15 protein-coding genes and 3 pseudogenes are annotated in these 17,337 nt (G+C 69.6%); 13 read left to right on the forward strand and 5 right to left on the reverse strand.

The window, feature by feature from the left end:
- Positions 1 to 149: 149 nt before the first annotated feature.
- Positions 150 to 1,013, forward strand: coding sequence for an isocitrate lyase/PEP mutase family protein (locus tag IE273_RS30345; protein ID WP_189818360.1), 864 nt, complete (start codon positions 150 to 152; stop codon positions 1,011 to 1,013).
- Between the two features lie 559 nt (positions 1,014 to 1,572).
- Here IE273_RS30345 and IE273_RS30350 read toward each other — a convergent pair.
- From IE273_RS30350 to IE273_RS30360, 3 genes are all read right to left on the reverse strand, one after another.
- Entirely contained in the window at positions 1,573 to 2,373 is an 801-nt protein-coding gene (locus IE273_RS30350; RefSeq protein WP_059265993.1) for an SDR family NAD(P)-dependent oxidoreductase, read from the reverse strand.
- A gap of 205 nt (positions 2,374 to 2,578) precedes the next feature.
- Positions 2,579 to 3,379 (reverse strand): SDR family NAD(P)-dependent oxidoreductase, encoded by an 801-nt coding sequence (locus IE273_RS30355; RefSeq protein ID WP_189818361.1) that lies wholly within the window; start codon positions 3,377 to 3,379, stop codon positions 2,579 to 2,581.
- A gap of 172 nt (positions 3,380 to 3,551) precedes the next feature.
- Entirely contained in the window at positions 3,552 to 4,871 is a 1,320-nt protein-coding gene (locus tag IE273_RS30360) for an MFS transporter (protein WP_189818362.1), read from the reverse strand.
- Between the two features lie 256 nt (positions 4,872 to 5,127).
- Between IE273_RS30360 and IE273_RS30365 the strand changes: the two genes are divergently transcribed.
- The 3 genes and pseudogenes from IE273_RS30365 to IE273_RS30370 all read left to right on the forward strand — a co-directional run bounded on the left by IE273_RS30365 (position 5,128) and on the right by IE273_RS30370 (position 8,158).
- A complete protein-coding gene (locus IE273_RS30365; RefSeq protein WP_189818363.1) occupies positions 5,128 to 6,456 on the forward strand; it encodes an FAD-dependent oxidoreductase in 1,329 nt (442 codons plus the stop codon).
- Positions 6,457 to 6,621: 165 nt separating this feature from the next.
- Positions 6,622 to 6,817, forward strand: a pseudogene (locus tag IE273_RS43910) (hypothetical protein); the annotation flags it as partial.
- A gap of 231 nt (positions 6,818 to 7,048) precedes the next feature.
- Positions 7,049 to 8,158, forward strand: a complete 1,110-nt coding sequence (locus IE273_RS30370; protein ID WP_189818364.1) for a trypsin-like serine peptidase — start codon at positions 7,049 to 7,051, stop codon at positions 8,156 to 8,158.
- Positions 8,159 to 8,211: 53 nt separating this feature from the next.
- Here IE273_RS30370 and IE273_RS30375 read toward each other — a convergent pair whose 3' ends face one another.
- On the reverse strand, positions 8,212 to 9,039 hold the full coding sequence (locus IE273_RS30375; RefSeq protein ID WP_189818395.1) for an alpha/beta fold hydrolase: 828 nt from the start codon (positions 9,037 to 9,039) through the stop codon (positions 8,212 to 8,214).
- A gap of 57 nt (positions 9,040 to 9,096) precedes the next feature.
- Between IE273_RS30375 and IE273_RS30380 the strand changes: the two genes are divergently transcribed.
- Together IE273_RS30380 and IE273_RS30385 are read left to right on the forward strand one after the other, a co-directional pair.
- On the forward strand, positions 9,097 to 9,570 hold the full coding sequence (locus tag IE273_RS30380; protein WP_189818365.1) for a MarR family winged helix-turn-helix transcriptional regulator: 474 nt from the start codon (positions 9,097 to 9,099) through the stop codon (positions 9,568 to 9,570).
- A gap of 133 nt (positions 9,571 to 9,703) precedes the next feature.
- The gene (locus tag IE273_RS30385) at positions 9,704 to 10,468 is read left to right on the forward strand and encodes a hypothetical protein (RefSeq protein ID WP_189818366.1); all 765 of its coding nucleotides are present in this window, start codon (positions 9,704 to 9,706) and stop codon (positions 10,466 to 10,468) included.
- 394 nt (positions 10,469 to 10,862) lie between these two features.
- On the opposite strand, the gene IE273_RS30390 is transcribed toward IE273_RS30385, so the two are convergent.
- Complete coding sequence (locus IE273_RS30390) at positions 10,863 to 11,831, reverse strand: alpha/beta hydrolase (protein ID WP_189818367.1); 969 nt, start codon at positions 11,829 to 11,831, stop codon at positions 10,863 to 10,865.
- Positions 11,832 to 11,922: 91 nt separating this feature from the next.
- Between IE273_RS30390 and IE273_RS30395 the strand changes: the two genes are divergently transcribed.
- From IE273_RS30395 to IE273_RS30425, 7 genes and pseudogenes are all read left to right on the forward strand, one after another.
- Positions 11,923 to 12,441, forward strand: coding sequence for a hypothetical protein (locus IE273_RS30395; protein WP_189818368.1), 519 nt, complete (start codon positions 11,923 to 11,925; stop codon positions 12,439 to 12,441).
- Positions 12,442 to 12,456: 15 nt separating this feature from the next.
- Positions 12,457 to 12,603, forward strand: a pseudogene (locus IE273_RS30400) (hypothetical protein); the annotation flags it as partial.
- A 335-nt stretch (positions 12,604 to 12,938) separates the two neighbouring features.
- Positions 12,939 to 13,472 (forward strand): VOC family protein, encoded by a 534-nt coding sequence (locus IE273_RS30405; RefSeq protein WP_189818370.1) that lies wholly within the window; start codon positions 12,939 to 12,941, stop codon positions 13,470 to 13,472.
- Positions 13,473 to 13,621: 149 nt separating this feature from the next.
- On the forward strand, positions 13,622 to 14,386 hold the full coding sequence (locus IE273_RS30410; protein ID WP_189818371.1) for an IS5 family transposase: 765 nt from the start codon (positions 13,622 to 13,624) through the stop codon (positions 14,384 to 14,386).
- 281 nt (positions 14,387 to 14,667) lie between these two features.
- Positions 14,668 to 15,696, forward strand: coding sequence for an alpha/beta hydrolase (locus IE273_RS30415; protein WP_308437072.1), 1,029 nt, complete (start codon positions 14,668 to 14,670; stop codon positions 15,694 to 15,696).
- A pseudogene (locus IE273_RS30420) lies at positions 15,578 to 16,347 on the forward strand (SDR family NAD(P)-dependent oxidoreductase). The gene IE273_RS30415 and the pseudogene IE273_RS30420 overlap by 119 nt, the downstream one beginning before the upstream one ends.
- 379 nt (positions 16,348 to 16,726) lie before the next feature.
- A complete protein-coding gene (locus IE273_RS30425; RefSeq protein WP_189818372.1) occupies positions 16,727 to 17,101 on the forward strand; it encodes a nuclear transport factor 2 family protein in 375 nt (124 codons plus the stop codon).
- The last annotated feature ends 236 nt before the right edge of the window (positions 17,102 to 17,337 follow it).

Genomic DNA, 17,337 nt, shown 5'->3' on the forward strand with positions numbered 1-17,337 from the left:
GAAGACATAGCGGTTCGGGAGTATTCGGCCCCCCGGCTTCCAGCTGACACGGCCTGGTGTGTCGTCGGCACGGAACACCCCGCCGCAAGCCCTGTGCGCGCCCTGCCGTAGGTGTGCCGGGCTTCATACGAGAAGGATGTGAGTGAGACATGGACAACCTGGCACGCGCGGCGTTCCGGCGGCGTGTGGAGAACGAGGGTCCCCTGATGATCCCGCACTGTCCGGACGCGCTGACCGCCCGCCTGTGCGAGGAACTGGGCTTCGACGGTGGATACCTCGGAGGCGGCGGCCTCGGGTTGTCGCTCGCCGTCTCCGAAGCGCTGCTGACGACGACGGAGCTCGCCCAGACGGCGGCTGCCATCCGCCGGCGTTCGGCGCTGCCGCTGGTGGTGGACGGCGGAGTCGGCTTCGGCGACGCCGTGCATGTGACCCGCATGGTGTGGGATCTGGAGTCCGCCGGTGTCCATGCCATCGAGTTGGAGGACCAGGTGGCGCCCAAGCGGGCCAGCCATCACCGCCATGTGGAGCACCTGGTGCCGGTCGAGGTGATGCTGGGGAAGATCCGGGCCGCGGTGGCGGCACGGCGTGACCCGGACCTGCTGCTCATCGCCCGCACCGGCGCGGTCCAGAACGAGAGCTTCGACGCGGCCGTCGAGCGCTGCGAGGCGTACTTCGCCGCCGGCGCCGATGTCGTCATGCTGCTGCCGGAGAACGCCGAGCAGCGAGCCGCCGCACCGCGGCGCCTGTCCGGCCCCGTGGCCCTGCTGACGTCGTTCGACCTGCACGCGCCGGGGGAGTGGGCCGAGCTCGGGTACTCCCTGGTCATCGACCCGGTCACGGGACAGACCGCTGCGTTCAGCGCACTGCGGGACGCCTACCGGGAACAACGGTCCGGACGGCCGAGCGCGCGTCCCGCGGCCGAGTCCTTCGCCGTCTTCGAGCAGATGCAGGACCTCGCCGGATTCGAGGACCTCTACGCCATCGAGCGGGTGACGACCGAGCCGGGCACCTGAGGTGCCCTCCGGGTGGCCGGCCGGGGGTGTCCGCCCGGCGGCGGTACGGATGCGCCGGGCTACGGCGGACCCGTACCGCGCCCGTCGGCGCCCTGCCGGCCACCTGGGAGCCGGCCGGTTCGGGCCGCCGCGAGCGCGCTCAGGCCGGCCCGTACCTCGTCGGTCGGGTCCGTGCTGCCCCGTCGGTGAGAAAACCACGCGATGCAGGGCGGCCAGCCGTCCGTGGGGCCACAGACACGTGTGCATGCCGGACATCAACCGGAAACACTCCCGAACCTTCGGGTGACCCGCGTGGTCATTGGGTGGGATCCGTCGAAGCCCAGAGGCGTGGCTCGGCTGTCGTGGCCTGGACGCGGTCGCCGCCGGACACCTTGTGGTCTCCGCGGGTGAGGGTGCTCCAACCCGGGACGGGAAGGGCGGCGCCGCGGCTGGATCAGCCACCGGCGCCGGGAGGGTCGTGTTCTCCGCGGCGGAGGAAGGCACACGGAGCACCGGTGCGGGTGCCGTGACGTTGTTCGTCGCGGTGCCCGCACCGGTGCTCCGTGCGTGGGTGTGGGTTTCAGAAGGCGGAGCGGATGAGGCCGCCGTCCACACGGATGGTGGCTCCGCTGATGTACTGGGCGTAGTCGCTGCACAGGTAGGCGACAGCGCCGGCGATCTCGTCGGGGTCGCCGAAGCGTTCCTGGTCGTTGGGGATCAGGGCGTTGACCGCGTTGGGCTGGATCTCCTCCCAGGTGTTGCCCCAGCCGCGGGCGGGGCCGATCTCGGTCACGAGGTCCTTGGTCGCCTCGACGAGGATGGCGCCGGGGGAGACGACGTTGGAGGTGACGCCGGTGCCCTTGAGGTCGCGGGCGAGGGAGACGGCGAGGTTGTGACGGGCCGCGAGGGTGGCGTTGTACTGGGGGTGGGTGTTCATCGGCTGGGAGGCGAGACCGCCGCCGATGGTGATGACCCGGCCCCAGCCGCGTTCGCGCATGGCCGGTACGAGGTGCTGGATCATGCGGACGCCGGAGACGACGTTGACGTTGTAGGTGTCGCGCCACTCGTCGGGTGCGGCCTCGGCCCAGGACAGGTGGCGGTAGAAGCCGGCGTTGTTGACGAGGATGTCGATGGGGCCGTCGGCGGTGGCGGCGCGGGCGACCTGTGCGGCGGCCTCGTCGTCCGCCAGGTCGCCGAGGACCGTGGTCGCGGTTCCGCCCGCGTTGCGGATGTCCTGGGCGACCTTCTCGGTGCGGTCCTTGTCGCGGCCGTGGACCACGACCGCCGCGCCCTCGGCCGCCAGCAGCTTCGCGGTGGCCTCGCCGAGTCCGGCACTCGAACCGGTGACGAGCGCGCGCCGTCCGTTCAGATTCAGGTCCATGCTCTGTTCCCTCTCTCGGACTTCCCGTTCGGTATGACCGGGAAGCATCTGAAGATAAGTATACGCCGGTAGACTTGAGAAGTCTACATATGCAGACTTCTGCGTGCCCCCGTCGGCGCGCTGCCTTCCGAGCCGTGGCCGCGTCGGTGAAAACGCGCCGCCCGGCCGGGTGGGCCGGCCGGGCGGTGGCGATGCGTCTGTCGTGTCAGTTCACGTAGCGGATGGTTCCGCCGTCCACGCGCAGGGTGGCACCGCTGATGTAGTCGGCGTGGGGGCTCGCCAGGAAGACCACCGCGGCGGCGATCTCCTCGGGCCGCCCGAACCGGTTGGCGTCGTTGGGTACCCAGCTCTCCGCGGCTGCGCGCTCGATCTCCTCCCATGTGTCGCCCCAGCCGTGGGAGGGGGCGATCTGCCACAGCAGCTTCCGGACCGCTTCGGTGAGGATCGCACCAGGCGCCACGGTGTTGGAGGTGATGCCGCTCCCCTTCAGTTCACGCGCCAGGGACACGGTGAGGTTGTGGCGGGCGGCGAGTGAGGCGTTGTAGTGGGGCTGAGCCGCCATGGGCTGGGCGGCCAGACCGCCGCCGATCTGGACGACCCGGCCCCAGCCGGCCTCACGCATGTGGGGAACGAGGCTCTGGATCATCCGCACGCCCGAGAGCACATTGGTCTGATACGTCTCCGCCCAGATCTCAGGTGTGGCGTCCATCCAGCCGACCTGGTCGTACGCCCCCGCGTTGTTGACCAGGATGTCGATCGTGCCGCCGCTCAACGCCTTCTCGGCGACGGCCTGCGCGCCCTCGGGCGTGCTCAGGTCCCCGACCGCCACGTCGGCCCGGCCGCCCTCGGCCTGGATGCGGCCGGCAGTGCCCTTGGCGCGCGCCTCGTCACGGCCGTGCACGACGACGGTGACACCCTCGCGGGCGAGCGCCTCGGCAATCGCTTGGCCGAGTCCGGAGCTGGATCCGGTCACCAGGGCTCGCTTGCCGGTCAGTCGCATATCCATAGGTGTGCCCTTCCCATTTCAGGTATGTGCTTTCAAAGTGTGCGCCCGACGAGGCGTGGCCGCTGCTTGCGGGGTGTGTGCGGAGAGTGCGTGCATGCTCGGGTGTTTCCCCCGGCGACCGCGGTCGGAGCGGCGAACACGTGTGCCGGGCGAGGCGGTGAGAACGGAGTCCTCAGGACGCCTTGAGGTGCCGGGCTCCCGACGGGGTGATGGCGAGGAGGACCGCGCCGAGGCCGAGGAGCGCGAAGGTGATCGTGTGCAGGCCGCTGTCGGTGGCCCGGTCGCCGAAGGAGAGACTGATCAGGCTGGACGAGAGCACGGCGCCCAGGTAGGTGAACGTGCGCATGAGTCCGGCGGCGACGCCCACGGCCTCGGCGGGCGCCTGCTGGTACAGGGCGGCCTGGTTCCCGATCACGCCCAGCCCCGAGATGACACCGAACACCATGGTGATCAGGACCAGGATCCAGATCGGGGTGGTCGAGGTGAACAGCAGCAGGCCGGCCGGTCCGATCACCGACGCGGCGGCCGTGCAGTACAGCGCGGAGCGCGCCAGGTTGTGCCGGGCGAAGGGGAAGGAGATGAGCGCGGCGAACACGGACATCGGGAGGATCAGCAGGCCCACACCGATGGCCGAGAGGCCCCGCGTCTCCTGTAGCCACTGGGTGAGGCCGTAGAGGATGCAGTAGTTGAGCAGGAAGGTGAGGCAGACCCGCAGGTAGGTGGCGCTCAGCTGCTTGTTCCTCGACAGCATGCGCACGTCGACGAACGGGTCGTCCGCCCGGCGCTCCCACAGCACCAGGGCGACGAGCAGGACCACCACGAGGGCGCCGAGCCACCAGCGCGGGTGGTGCAGGTCGTTGAGGAAGAGCAACAGGGAGGCGATCGTGCCCGAGAAGAGCACCATTCCGGGGGTGTCCAGCCGGGCCGGTGGTGCGCTGTCGCCGGTCCGCTCGGTACGGGGGAGGTCGCGCGGCACCCAGGCGAACGTCATCAGCATGCCGATCAGGACCAGGGGCACGTTGATGAAGAAGGTGATCCGCCATCCGGCGGCTGCTGCGAGCAGGCCGCCCAGGGGCAGACCGAGGGCCGAGGTGACCTGCGCCGCGATGGCCAGCGCGCCGAGTGTGCCACCCGTACGCGCCGGCTCGTGGTCGGCGGCCCAGCGGCGCACGATGATCATCGCGGTCGGGTAGCCGGCCGAGGTGCCCACGCCGAGGATGACGCGGGCCGCCACCAGGGTCGGCAGATTCGTCGCGACGGTGCCCAGCGCGCCGCCGACCCCGACCAGGGTCAGGCCCGCCAGGAAGACGCGGCGTGGGCCGATGAGTCCGGCCAGTCGTCCCATGGTGGGCTGGCCTATCGCGCTGGCCAGGTAGAGGGCGGAGACCAGCCAGATGGTGGAGGCCGCTCCGGCGTGGAACGTGTGGCCGATGGCGATCAGTGTCGTGGCGATGATGGAACTGTTGATCGGGTTCAGGGACGACCCGAGCATGAGGGGGAGGGTGAACCGCCAACCCGGGCTCGCGGCCTCGCTGTCCCCGCTCGACCGCCCTCCCGCCCCGGCGGCGGAGTGGCCGCCCGATGGTGATGTGCGTAGCTTCATGTCGTCAATAGTACAGGTAAACTGAACAGGTAGCCTTAATACGTTCCTGCGACGCGGCATCCACCAACCAGGAACCCGCGCAGGGTGTGAGGGGCAACACTGGCGAACAGTGAACAAAGATCCATTTCGACTACGTCCCGTCATCATGACAATGCAATCGGATTCTTCCGTCGGTCACGCGGTCGTCATCGGTGGCAGCGTCGCCGGTCTCCTGGCGGCACGCGCACTCAGCTCGTCGTACACACATGTGACCGTGTTCGAACGGGACACGTTCCCGGCACAGACCGTGTCCCGCCGCGGCGTACCGCAGGGCCGTCAGGTACACGCGCTGCTCACCCGCGGCGCCGTCGGGCTGGACGGTCTCTTCCCCGGCTTCATCGACGCCATGACCGCGGCCGGCGTCCCCAGCGGTGACGCGCAGGCGGACTTCACCTGGTCCCTCGACGGCCACAGGATGGCCGCGGCGGCGTCCGGCCTGCGCGGCTTCGGTGTGAGCAGGCCGCGGATCGAGGAGATGATCCGGGAGCGTGTCCGAGCGCTGCCGAACGTCTCCCTCGTCGAGGGAACCCAGGTCGACGGCCTGGTCCGTGTCGGTGACCGAGTGGCCGGTGTACGGGTGCGGGGGCTTTCGGGAGCCGAGGAGACCGTGCCGGCGGAACTGGTGGTGGACGCGGCCGGACGCGGCTCCCGCGCCCTGCCCTGGCTCCGCGAGTTCGGCTACCCCGTCCCGGAGCAGACGGCTGTCAGGACGAACGTCGTCTATGTGACGCGGCACTACAAGCAGGAGCCCGGTCTGCTGGACGGACGGCTCGGGGCGACGGTCGTGCCCTTTCCCGGGCAGCCCCGCGCCGCAGTCGTGGTCCGGCAGGAGGCCGACCGTATCGCGGTGCTGCTGGCCGGACTGCTCGGCGAGGAACCTCCCACAGACGACGCCGGGATGATCGAATTCGCCTCGGCCCTGGCGGGACAGGACGCCGCCGAGGTGCTCCGTTCGGCTACGCCCGTGGACGAACCCGTCAAGATGCGCTACCCGGAGAGCACCCTCAACCATTTCGACAAGCTCGACCGTCACCTCGGCGGATTTCTCGTCGTCGGTGACGCGTTGTGCAGCTTCAACCCGATCTACGGTCAGGGGATGACCGTGGCGGTCATGGAGGCCGAGCTGCTCCAGTCCCTGCTCGCGGAACACGGTCGGCAGGACCTGGCACCGCGGTTCTTCGCGGCGGCGGCCACGCTGCTCGCCGAACCGTGGTCCCTCGCCGCCGGCGGCGACCTGCGGTTCCCCGAGGTCGAGGGCGAGCGCGGGCCCCAGGACGAGGAGGTCAACGGCTACCTCGACCAGTTCCGCGCTTCCGCGGCGATCGACCCGGTCCTGGGCACGGCGTTCCTGAAGGCGGCCAACATGATGGCACCCGTCACTTCCCTGCTCAGCCCGGAACTGATGGAACGTACACAGCGGCCCCGCGCACAGTAGCTACCTGTGCTGCGAGGAAGCCCGCGTTGTCGGACAGGCTCGTGCTCGTGTTCGTCGTACGTGTCGGCGTCGGCGTCCTCGAAGCCGACGCCGGCACCGGGCTGCGGCTCGGAACTGTCGGTGGTCACCGAGAAGAGCCCCGCGCTCTTGCCCGCGAAGCCGACCCGCGGGCGCGGCGACGGCGCGTTCGAGCCCTCGCGGCTCGTCCTGGACGCCTTCGGGCACGCCCAGGGGGACGGGCAGGAAGCACCTTCGCTTCCCCGCCGACATCACCGGTGACGGACGCGTCGACATCGTCGGCTTCGGCGGGCCGGGCGTGCATGTGGCCCGAAACACCTACCGCCGCCTCAGAACCCGATAACCCTCGAACGACCCGCACAGGCGCACCGCGACGACGCGTCATCGGTGTGCCGGAGCCGGTCACCCCGCCCCGCGTGCGGCCCGGCACGCCTTCGCCCGCGAGGCCACAGGACGAGCAACGGTCGCGCGCGGCCGGGAGCCGCGTGCGGCACGAGCCGTCGACCCGCGGTGCAGACACCGCCCGCACATTCCCATGACCGCTTCCTGACATCGCGTGACTACCGTCCCGCGCATGCGCACACCTTCTCACCGCCCAGGCGGTCACCAGGACGGCACCCGCAGGACCCTCCGGCACGCGATCGGCACCACCGTCGCGGTGTCGGCGGCCGTCGTCGCACTGGTCACGCCGGCCGCGGCTGCCGACACCTCACCGCACCGCTCGTCGTCCACCAGCGGCGGCACGCCGCCAGCGGACACCACCACCAGCCACGCCGGGGCCACGACCGCGCAGGAGCGCGACCGGATCAACGCCTACTGGACCCCCGAGCGGATGAAGCTGGCAGGCGCTCTGGTCCCCGAGATCACCCCCGTACCCGAGGACGACAACACGCCGGACGATCCCCGGCCGCTTCCCTCGAACACGCCGGACTCCGGGTCGGTGTGGACACACGGCGGGGCGGTGGTGAAGAACGTCGGCCGCCTGTTCTTCACCTTCTCCGACGGCTACGACGGCAGTTGCACCGCGACGGTCGTCACCAGCGCCAACCGCAGTACCGTCGTCACGGCGGCACACTGCCTGAGAGGCGTCGGCTCGCCTTCCGCCGACGACACCTGGAACCACAACTTCTACTTCGTGCCCGGCTATCGCAACGGAACGAAACCGCTCGGCGGCTTCAGCATCAGGACCATGGCCACCTCTTCCCGCTGGGACGCCGATCCGAACACCACGGGGTCGTCGGACGTGGCTGCCGCCGGCTACGACGCGGGACTTCTCGTGGCGAACCCCGCCGCCGGGGGGCGCCCGATCGAGGACATCACCGGAAGCCAGCGAATCGGATTCGGCCAGCCCGTCGAGGACGAGTTCGTCCACGCCTTCGGGTACCCGGACTACGGACTCAACGACCCCGGGGACAAGTACGTCGGATCCCGCATGATCCACTGCGCGGGCACGAGCCACCCCGGTCCCGAGGTCCCCCTGTTGTGGGGTGAGAGCTGCGACATGTCAGCCGGGTCGAGCGGTGGCCCGCACCTGGCCCACTTCGACACCGGCACCGGCACCGGCACCGTCGTGGGCGTCACCACCACCGACGAGGAACTCGCGGGCGGGCAGACCCCGACGCTCTACGCCACGCGCTTCGGTGACAGCGCCCACCGCCTCTACGACTGGGCGCAGTCGCGCTAGGTTCTGTCGTCACACGTCACACCCACATCACTCGGTGGTCTCGCCGTACCGGGTCACGAGGCCGTTTCGAGGAAGTCGGCCAGGAGGGCGTTGAACTCGGTCGGTCGCTCCATGTTGGGGAAGTGCGCGGTGTTCTCCATGGACACCGCGCGGCCGTCGGGTACCGCGTGGACCAGACGCTCGGCCATCGCTCTGTGGTCGCTCACGTCGAGGGCGCCGTTTATCGCCAGGACAGGAACGTCGATGGACGCCGCACGCCGCCAGGTCTGCGGAACCGGTACGCGATAGTCCGGTTCGCCGGCCGCGTGCTTGGAGATCGTCCGGAACGCCATCGCGCGCAGGCGGTTCGCGAGGTCGGCATCGACATCACCGGGCGAGCGGTGCGGGCCTGCCGCGAAGCGCACGTGCCCGTCCAGCCAGCCCTCGATGTCGCCGGCCGCCAGTGCGCGGTTCTGCTCCCCGAGGACCTCCAGGCTCCAGGGGTCCTCGAAGTACGGTTCGCTGGTCCCCACGCCGCTGACGACCACGGCGCGTACCAGTTCGGGATGCTCAAGCGCGGCGTCGACCGCGGTACCCCCACCCATCGAGACCCCGACGAGCACCGCCGGCCCGACATCGAGACGGCGCAGCAGCGCTGCCAGATCGTCGGCCGGACGGAACGGCCGGGTCGCGTTCGCGGAGGCGCCGTGTCCGCGGGCGTCCGGCGCGATGACCCGGTAACGCGGGGCGAACGCCCTTGTCTGGTCGTCCCACATGCTGTGATCGAAGAACCCGGCATGGAGCAGCACCAGCGGCTGCCCCCTGCCGGTGTCGCGATAGGCGAGGGGGCCGTCAGAGGTCGTGAACGAAAGCATCTCGGAGTGCTCGGCGAAGGCAGACATGACAACCAAGCTGTCATCATCGGCGACGGTTGGCAACCGGGGTGTCATTCTTGGGGCATGACAGGTACCGACACCCCACTGCCGCCCGACGAGCTCGCCGACCGACTGACGGAGGTGTTCGCCCTGGTGGGGCCGCTGTACCGGCGGGTGCACCGCAAGGTGGAACAGGCCGAGCCGATCGAGGGGCTGTCCGTCGGCGTGCGCGCCGTCCTGGATCTGCTGCGCCGGCACGGACCCATGACCGTCCCTCAACTGGGCCGCGCCCAGACACTCAGCCGGCAGTTCGTGCAGCGCATGGTCAACGATGCCGCCGCGCAGCACCTGGTCGAGATCATCCCCAACCCCGCCCACCAGCGGTCCTCGCTGATCCGGCTGACCGCCGACGGCACGGCGGCCATCACCGCGGTGCGCGCCCGCGAACACGCGGCCTTGCGGCAGGTGGGCGGCGACCTCACCGGCGCCGACGTGGATGCGTGCGTGCACGTCCTCACCCGTATGCTCGCGCTCTTCGACGACGTCGACGTGCCCTAGGGTCTGTTGTGAAGGCGGATCCGATGCCCGATCGTGATCCACGGGTGTACAACCCCGTGTGGATCACGGCCGTCTGAAAAACGCGCCGGAGGATGAGTCTCCGGCGCCTTTCGGTACAGAGATCGGGGATCAAGTGGGGAAGAAGCTCTGGAGAGCTGTCGTCGCCGGTGGCGCGGCCGCGGTGTTCACCGGTGTGGCCGCGGTTCCGGCCGACGCGGCCGAAGGCGGGGCCTCGTTCACCCGCGTCCAGGTGAACGGCGGCAAGCCGATCGTGATCGGCGTGTCGAAGGAGGTCGCGGTGCCCACCTCCTTCCGGATGGCGACCACCCACACGTGGAAGTGGCCGGCGGTGTTTCTGTACCGCGGCGGTACGAGTGATCGACTGTGGCACGCCATCGAGACAAGCGACTGCATCAAGGTGAGCGCGGGCGTCTGCGACTTCAAGGAGACGATGTACTTCGACCCGAGCGAGTGGGACATGCACAACAGCGAGGCCGGAGCCTGGAAGGTCGCGGCCGAGGTGTATTTCCAGGGCGGCGGCGGTGACACTGATGACGAGGGCCTCACGGCCTACGTCAAGCGCAACTCCCGTCTGACCGTGAACGCCTCACCCGAGCCGGTGACCAAGGGCGGCACCATCACTGTGACCGGAAAGGTCACGCGAGCCAACTGGGAGACCAGGAAGTACGCCTCCTACGGAGGCCGCCTGGTGAGCCTGCAGTTCAAGCCCACCGGAGCCACCTCCTACACCACGATGAAAAAGGTGTACGCGAACGGCTCGGGTGATCTCAGGACGACCGTGAAGGCATCCAAGACGGGCACGTGGCGCTGGGCGTACTACGGCAACACCACCACCGGGCCGTCGACTTCGGCCGGGGACAACGTCGTAGTGAAGTGATTTCCCCGGGCTGCCTCTCGCCCTGCTCGGCAGCCGGCTCCCCCCGGGGCTGCCCTGTCGCGTCAAGCGGTGACGGGGAGATCTTCCAGCTTCTGGATGTCCTCTGGCTCGGGCGTGCCCGCGGAAGCGGACGCGCATCGGTCATGCCGAGTTCGAGGACGGGGCCGGAACGGTCTCCCTTCACCACTGCCATGCCTCCGTCTCGTCGGACGGCTGCGGACAGTTCAGGACCCACACGACGTCCATGCCGCTGCGCGGACGTTGCCCCACCGGTCCGGGGAACACCGCGTGCGCCGTGAGCGGGCCGTCCAGTCGGCCGCGGTCGTGTGGACGTCGGCGTCCCACGCGGACAGGTGGTTGACAGAGCCGACCCGTGGGTCAGCTGTATCGACGTTCAGCCCCGGCTCTCGTCCTCTTCGACTCCCAGGCCGCGGCGCAGGGCCGGCATCTGCTCCGCGACGATCCGCCGGCTCACCCCGGCCTGCGGGGCGAGCCGGGTGGAGCCGTGGAAGGTGCCGGAGAAGAGGTGGACCTCGGTGAGGACACCCGCGGCGACCAGCCGCTGTGCGTAGGCCAGGTCCTCGTCGCGTACGGGATCGAACTCGGCGGCCGAGATGTAGGTGGGCGGCAGCCCGTCCAGGTGCTCGGCGCGGGCCGGCGAGGCGTATGGGCTGACGTTCTCACCGCCGCGGATTCCTTCGCCGCCGAGGTAGTAGTCCCAGGTCACCTGGGCGTTGTGCAGTGACCATCCGGGTGTGTCGGTGAAGGTTCGCATGGAGAGGGTGTCCAGGCGGTCGTCGAGGACCGGGACGCCGAGGTACTGCATGCGCAGGGCCGGACCGCCCTGGTCGCGCGCGTACAGGGCGACGGCGGCGGCCACACCCGCGCCGGAACTCTCCCCGGCCACCGCGATGCGTCCCCGATCCATCCCCAGTTCCCCGGCGCGTGCCGCCATCCAGCTCAACGCGGCGTAGCAGTCCTCCAGAGCGGCCGGGAACGGGTGCTCCGGAGCGAGCCGGTACTTCACCGACACCACCACCGCACCCACCTCGGCCGCGATGCGCGTCGTCTCGCCATGGAAGGCGTCGACACTGCCGATGGCGAAACCGCCGCCGTGTACGTAGAGGATGCCGGGCAGGGTCCCGTCCCGGTCGACCGGCCGGTAAACGCGCACGCCGACCTCAGGGGCGCCGTCCAAGGCCGGCACTACGGTGTCCCGGACATCGACGGGAGCAGGCGGGTCGTACGACCCGAACTCCATGATCTCGGCCTCCACCCGCCGCACCCGTTCGAGCTCGGCGAAGTCCACGTCCGGGAGGAGGTCGACCCAGGGGGCCAGCTCCGGGTCATAGCCGTGGGACATCCGCAATCTCCTTCCTTCATGACCGTGCTGCAAGTGTGTACCTCCGGCACAGGGCAAGCTCACCGTAATATGACGGTCATTCGCCACCGCGGTGTACGGTCCGCGGCGGCTCAGGAGATGCCTGCCGCGCGGAGAGCAGTCCGCGGCGCAGGGCGTCCGTCTGCCGGGCACCGAACTGCACGTCCTGGCGGTGGCCGCCGAGCCCGCGGCGATCAAGGGCTTCGTCACCACGCTGGCCGACGTCAGTCCTGGCGTGCGGGCCGCCTCGCTCGGCCACGCGCATGCCGTACTCACACGTTCGCTGCCGCCGGACCTGCCGGAGCTGGTGACCAAGGGCATGCGGATCGGCGTGAGCGGTTCACTGCCTGTCATCGACGCCCCCGAGTCCTGGCAGCAGGCCCGTACAGCGCTGCGCTTCGCCACGTTGGGCGCGCTCTTCCCGGCCGTCGTGCGGGCCGGAGAGCTCGGGGCGTTCGCGGCCATCGCGGACCGGCTGCGCGGTCAGGACATCGCGCAGGTCACAGACGTGGCCGCACTGGACTCACTTGCGGCCGAGCAGAACGGCGCGGACACCCTGGCCGTCCTCACCGCCTTCTGCGTCACCGGCTAGGCCCGCAAGGCCGCCGCCGAGGTCTACCGGCATCACAGCACCGTCATGTCCCGACTCGCCCACGCCGAGGCGCGACTGGGTTTCTCCTTCAGCGTGCCGGCCGGCCGGCTGCGGCTCGAACTCGCCATCCTCCTGAGGCAGTTGCGCGATACGGCCGAATGAGGGGGTCCGCCGGGCCGGTGGCGCGGACCAGGGGCGGTTGCGCCTCCGGTCGACGCGCCGGCCATGGGCGCCCCCTGGCAGCTGAAAACACGTATGCGCGCCGTGAGCAGTCCAGCCGGAGGCCGGTTCATCGGATCCGCGGCTGTGCCGTTCCGTGAGCGTTCTCCAACCTCAGGCTGACGGGGACAGGAGCCAAGGGCGGGGGCTGGCAAGAACGGCGCGAGCGTTCGCGAGGTAGCACAGTTGCGACTCAAGCTCACCGCGGTCTAGGGCAGGAGCTGACCTAAATCGCCCCTATCGTCGCTGCTGCCACCAACATCAGCGAAAGGACCGCGATGCCCGAGCAGACCAGCCCCGCGCCGGATGGCTACACCACCGTTGCGCCCTGGGTCGTCACCGACGACACGGGGGCCTTCCTCGACTTCGTAGCCCAGGCGTTCGGGGGCGAGGAGCTCGGGCGGGTGTCGACCGAGGATGGCTTGATCGGGCACGGTGAAATTCGAGTCGGCGACACCGTCGTGTTGGCCTTCGACCGACACGCGGACTGGCCCACCATGCCGAGCCTGCTGCGCGTGTTTGTCGCGGACGCGGACGAGGCGTTCTCACAGGCTGTCGCAGTCGGCGGCCACATTGTCACATCCCTGGCCGACGACGCCTTCGGACAGCGCGGAGGGCGCATCAAGGACCCCTTCGGCAACATCTGGTGGGTGGTCAGCTGCGTTGAGGACGTCTCTGAGGGCGAGATGTGGAAGCGACTGCAAAGCCCCGTATACGCCGAGGCCATGCGCGTGGCTCAGGAGACACTCGACGCCGAGCTCAGCGGTCGACCCCACGGGCGCAGCAGTGCACCTGTCAGGACAACCAGCTGACCCATGATGTCGTGGTTCGCATGCGCGAGATCGCTAGCCAAGGAGCGCTTTCATTCTGCTTCGCCGGCTTGCCAGTTGACCTGACACACGGGTGAAGCCCCTGGTAGATGGTTTTCGACCAAGAAATCCGTCTCTACTAGAGGCTTCACGTGCTTGTTCATCCGTCCGGGCTGGACGTGTCCAGTTCCGCCCTCCGCTTCCTCTCCGCCCGTCTGCGGGAACACCGCCGTAGTCTCGGCACCCGGTGGCGGCGCCTGAGCCCGGGTCGGCAGGCTCTGCTCGCCCTCGCCCATCTCCGCAACGGTCATCCGTATGTGCAGCTTGCGGCCGGGTTCGGAGTGGGCACCACCACCGCCTACCGCTACGTCACCGAGGCGGTTGAGGTCCTGGCCGCCCTTGCCCCGACGCTCGCCGAGGCGGTCCGGGCAGCGTCGATGAAGGCATTCGTCCTGCTGGACGGGACGCTGCTGCCGATTGACCGAATCGCCACCGGCCGGCCTTTCTATTCGGGCAAGCACAAGAAACACGGGATGAACGTGCAGGCGATCGCGGATCCTTCCGGCCGCCTGGTGTGGGCATCGCCGGCCCTGCCCGGGGCCGTCCACGACGTCCGTGCGGCACGGGAGCACGGCATCATCGACGCGCTTGCCGAGGCCGGCGTCAACTGCTGGGCCGACAAGGGCTACCAGGGTGCCGGAGGCACGGTCCGTGTTCCCTGCCGCGGCCGGTGGGAGACGCTTTCTACAGGGCAGCAGGCCGTCAATCGATCCCACGCCAAGATCCGGGCGCTCGTCGAGCAAGCCGTCGCCACCCTCAAGTCCTGGCGACTTCTCCGCAAGCTCCGTTGCTCGACAACCCGCATCACGGTCCTCGTCCAGGCTGTCCTATGCCTGCATCAGGCAAGCTCAGCTTGAGGATGGCAAACGCTCCGTGTCATGAGCCCTGTCGGACGGGCCGGTGAAGAAGCGATCCCGTGAGGGGGACCGCGTCATCCGACAGTTGGCGGATTCCCGTGACGATTCACCACCACGCGGCGGCTGTGCGACCCACGGTCGGCCATGGAAACTGGTGATCAGAAGCGAAGGAGATTCCGATGACTTACGCATACGACCCCGAACTCGCCCCATGGCTTTCTCTTCTCGCGGGGGTCGACTACACCAAGCTGGAGCAGCCGCGATAGGCGGCATCGGAATTGATGTCGTTCGACCCCGCCGATCAGCCGGCGCAGGTCGAGGCCTGTGATATCACCGTGCCCGGCCCTGAAGGCGCTCCGGAAGTCGGTGTGCGCGTCTACACGCCGGAAAGCCAGGGCCGGAAACTTCCCGGACTGCTCTATGTGCACGGCGGTGGATTCGCCCTCGGCAGTGTCGACGGTTTCCACAACGAGACTCTGCGCATCGCGGCGGAGGTGGGTGCGGTGGTGGTGTCGGTGGAGTACCGCCTCGCGCCCGAGCATCCGTTCCCGGCCGCCCTGGAGGACTGCTATGCCGCACTGATCTGGCTGGCGGAGCACGCGGACGAGCTGGGTGTGGATCCGGAGCGGATCGGGGTGGCCGGGGAGAGCGCCGGCGGAGGGCTCGCGGCAGGCGTCGCGTTGTACGCCCGTGACCACGGTGGGCCCGCCCTGAGCATGCAGTACCTCGGTATCCCGGTCCTGGACGACCGCCTGGAGACGACGTCCATGCATACCTTCGTCGACGTACCTCTACGCCCAGCGCCTGACCGCCGCGGGAGTTCCCACCGAACTGCACCTCTTCCCGGGAACGTTCCACGGTGCGAGCCAGATGGCCCCCGAGTCCGAGGTGAGCCGGCGAATGGTCGCCGAGGGGATCGACGCGCTCCGCCGCGGGCTGCGCCGAGTCTGAGACGCGGCCGGGCCTGGCACGAACGCCGGGCCCGGCACGCGACGGCACCCGGAGCCGGAGCTCGAAGTCGCCTCAACGCCCTCCGTCGAGCGGAGCATCCGCACTCCGCCCTGGATGACCGGGTGGTCGGGTACCGAGCAATCCACCCGCCCCCGTCGAGGCCGGTGATCCGCCGGCCGTCACACCTCGCGCGGCCACCTCTTCCCGAGACCGCGCGACCAGCATCAGGAGGCACTCACCATGGGCAATCGTCTGCACGGCAAGACCGCACTCATCACCGGGTCCACCAGCAACATCGGCCGTGGGGTCGCGATCGCGTACGGCCGGGAGGGCGCGCATGTCGTCGTCTCCGGCCGTAACGTCGAGCGGGGCGCCGAGGTCGTGGCGGAGATCCGGGCCGACGGCGGCCGTGCCGACTTCGTCGCGGCCGACCTCGACGGTTCGGCCGCCGCCTCGCGGGCTCTGGCCGACGAGACCCGGGCCGTTCTCGGCGGCCGGGTCGACATCCTGGTCAACAACGCCGGCATCTTTCCGGCCAACGGAACGCAGGGCACCGACGAGGACACCTTCGACCGCGTCTTCGCCGTCAATGTGAAGGCGCCCTTCTTCCTCACCGCCGCCCTCGCGCCCCACATGACCGAGTCGGGTGGCGGTGCGGTGATCAACCTCGGTTCCTGGGCCGTCCGGCAGGGCCCTCCGCTGGGCACCGCCTACACCGCGTCAAAGGGCGCGCTGGAGGCGCTGACCCGGGCCTGGTCCGCCGAGTTCGGCAGCCGCGGGGTCCGGGTGAACGCCATCTCACCTGGCGTGATCCTCATCCCCGGCCCCGACGAGACGACCTCGAACCCCGCCGAGGCGATGATGAAGGGCACCCGCACGGCAGCACCGGCACCCCGGACGCCATCGGCCAGGCGGCCGTCTACCTGGCCAGTGACGAGTCCTCGTTCGTGCACGGCATCGTGCTCGACGTGGACGGTGGCCGCACCGCGGTCGCCGTCATCGCGGGCTGACACCTCGCACGCTCCGTACAGTCGTGTCTCGCGGGCACCCGTGGGCACTCCTCGCGGCGCCCCCGCTTCCGCTTCACACGTGTGACATCGGTGCGAGGCTGATCACCCGGCTGCCGGGCCACCGGGGTCCGGGCCGATGTACACGGTCAGACAGACCAGGAGCTGAGCGTGTCGATGTGCGGCTGCCTCGCCGCCCGTTTCATCCGTATGTGGGACATCTGGAGCGCGAAATTTACTGGACTTGCTGGTCCAGAAAATGCGTTTTACGCTCACAGTAGTACCGCAAGATCCCGCGGGCCGGCTGGGCCACGGTCCACCTCGTGACATGACAGCGACGGCAACCGCACACCCGTATCCACCGATCCTGGAGGCTTTTGTCATGGCTGCCACCGACAACGACACACTGGTCCGCGACTTCGTGAACACCTTCAACGCACAGGACGCCGACGCCCTCGCCCCGTTCCTGGCCGAAGACGTCACCTTCACCGCCTACGGCGACTCGCCCGTCAGGGGGCGCGACGCGGTGATAGCGCTGTGGAAGGGCGTGTTCGCGAACTTCGGGCAGATCAAGTTCGAGACCGTGCACCAGGCGGTGAACGGTGACGTCGTCATCGCCGAGCAGATCCACGGGCTCGCGCTGCCCGGCGGCAAGCTCGCCCCGGTGATGAACATGGCGATCTACGAGCTGCGCGACGGCAAGATCGAGGCGTGGCGCGACTACACCAACCCCGCCTACGCGTCCACCCTGCTGTAGGCCCGAGCGGGCCGATGCGCCCAATGCGCGGCGCAGACCGGCGTCTTCGCGGGCAACCCCGGGCAGGGGCCCCTTCCGGTCCCGGGGCCCCTCCCGCGCACTCGCCGGCCGATCGGCGGCCCTACCGACAGGAAGAGGTGTGCACCATGCGGGCTGTGGTGGTGGAAGAGCTGGGCGGGCCGGCTTCGCGGTGCCCGGTGAGCCGCCCTTCGTCCCCGGTGTCGAGGGCGCCGGCC

Origin of the sequence: Streptomyces olivaceoviridis (assembly GCF_014650115.1) — a bacterium.
In the GTDB taxonomy this organism is placed as follows: Bacteria; Actinomycetota; Actinomycetes; order Streptomycetales; family Streptomycetaceae; genus Streptomyces; species Streptomyces olivaceoviridis.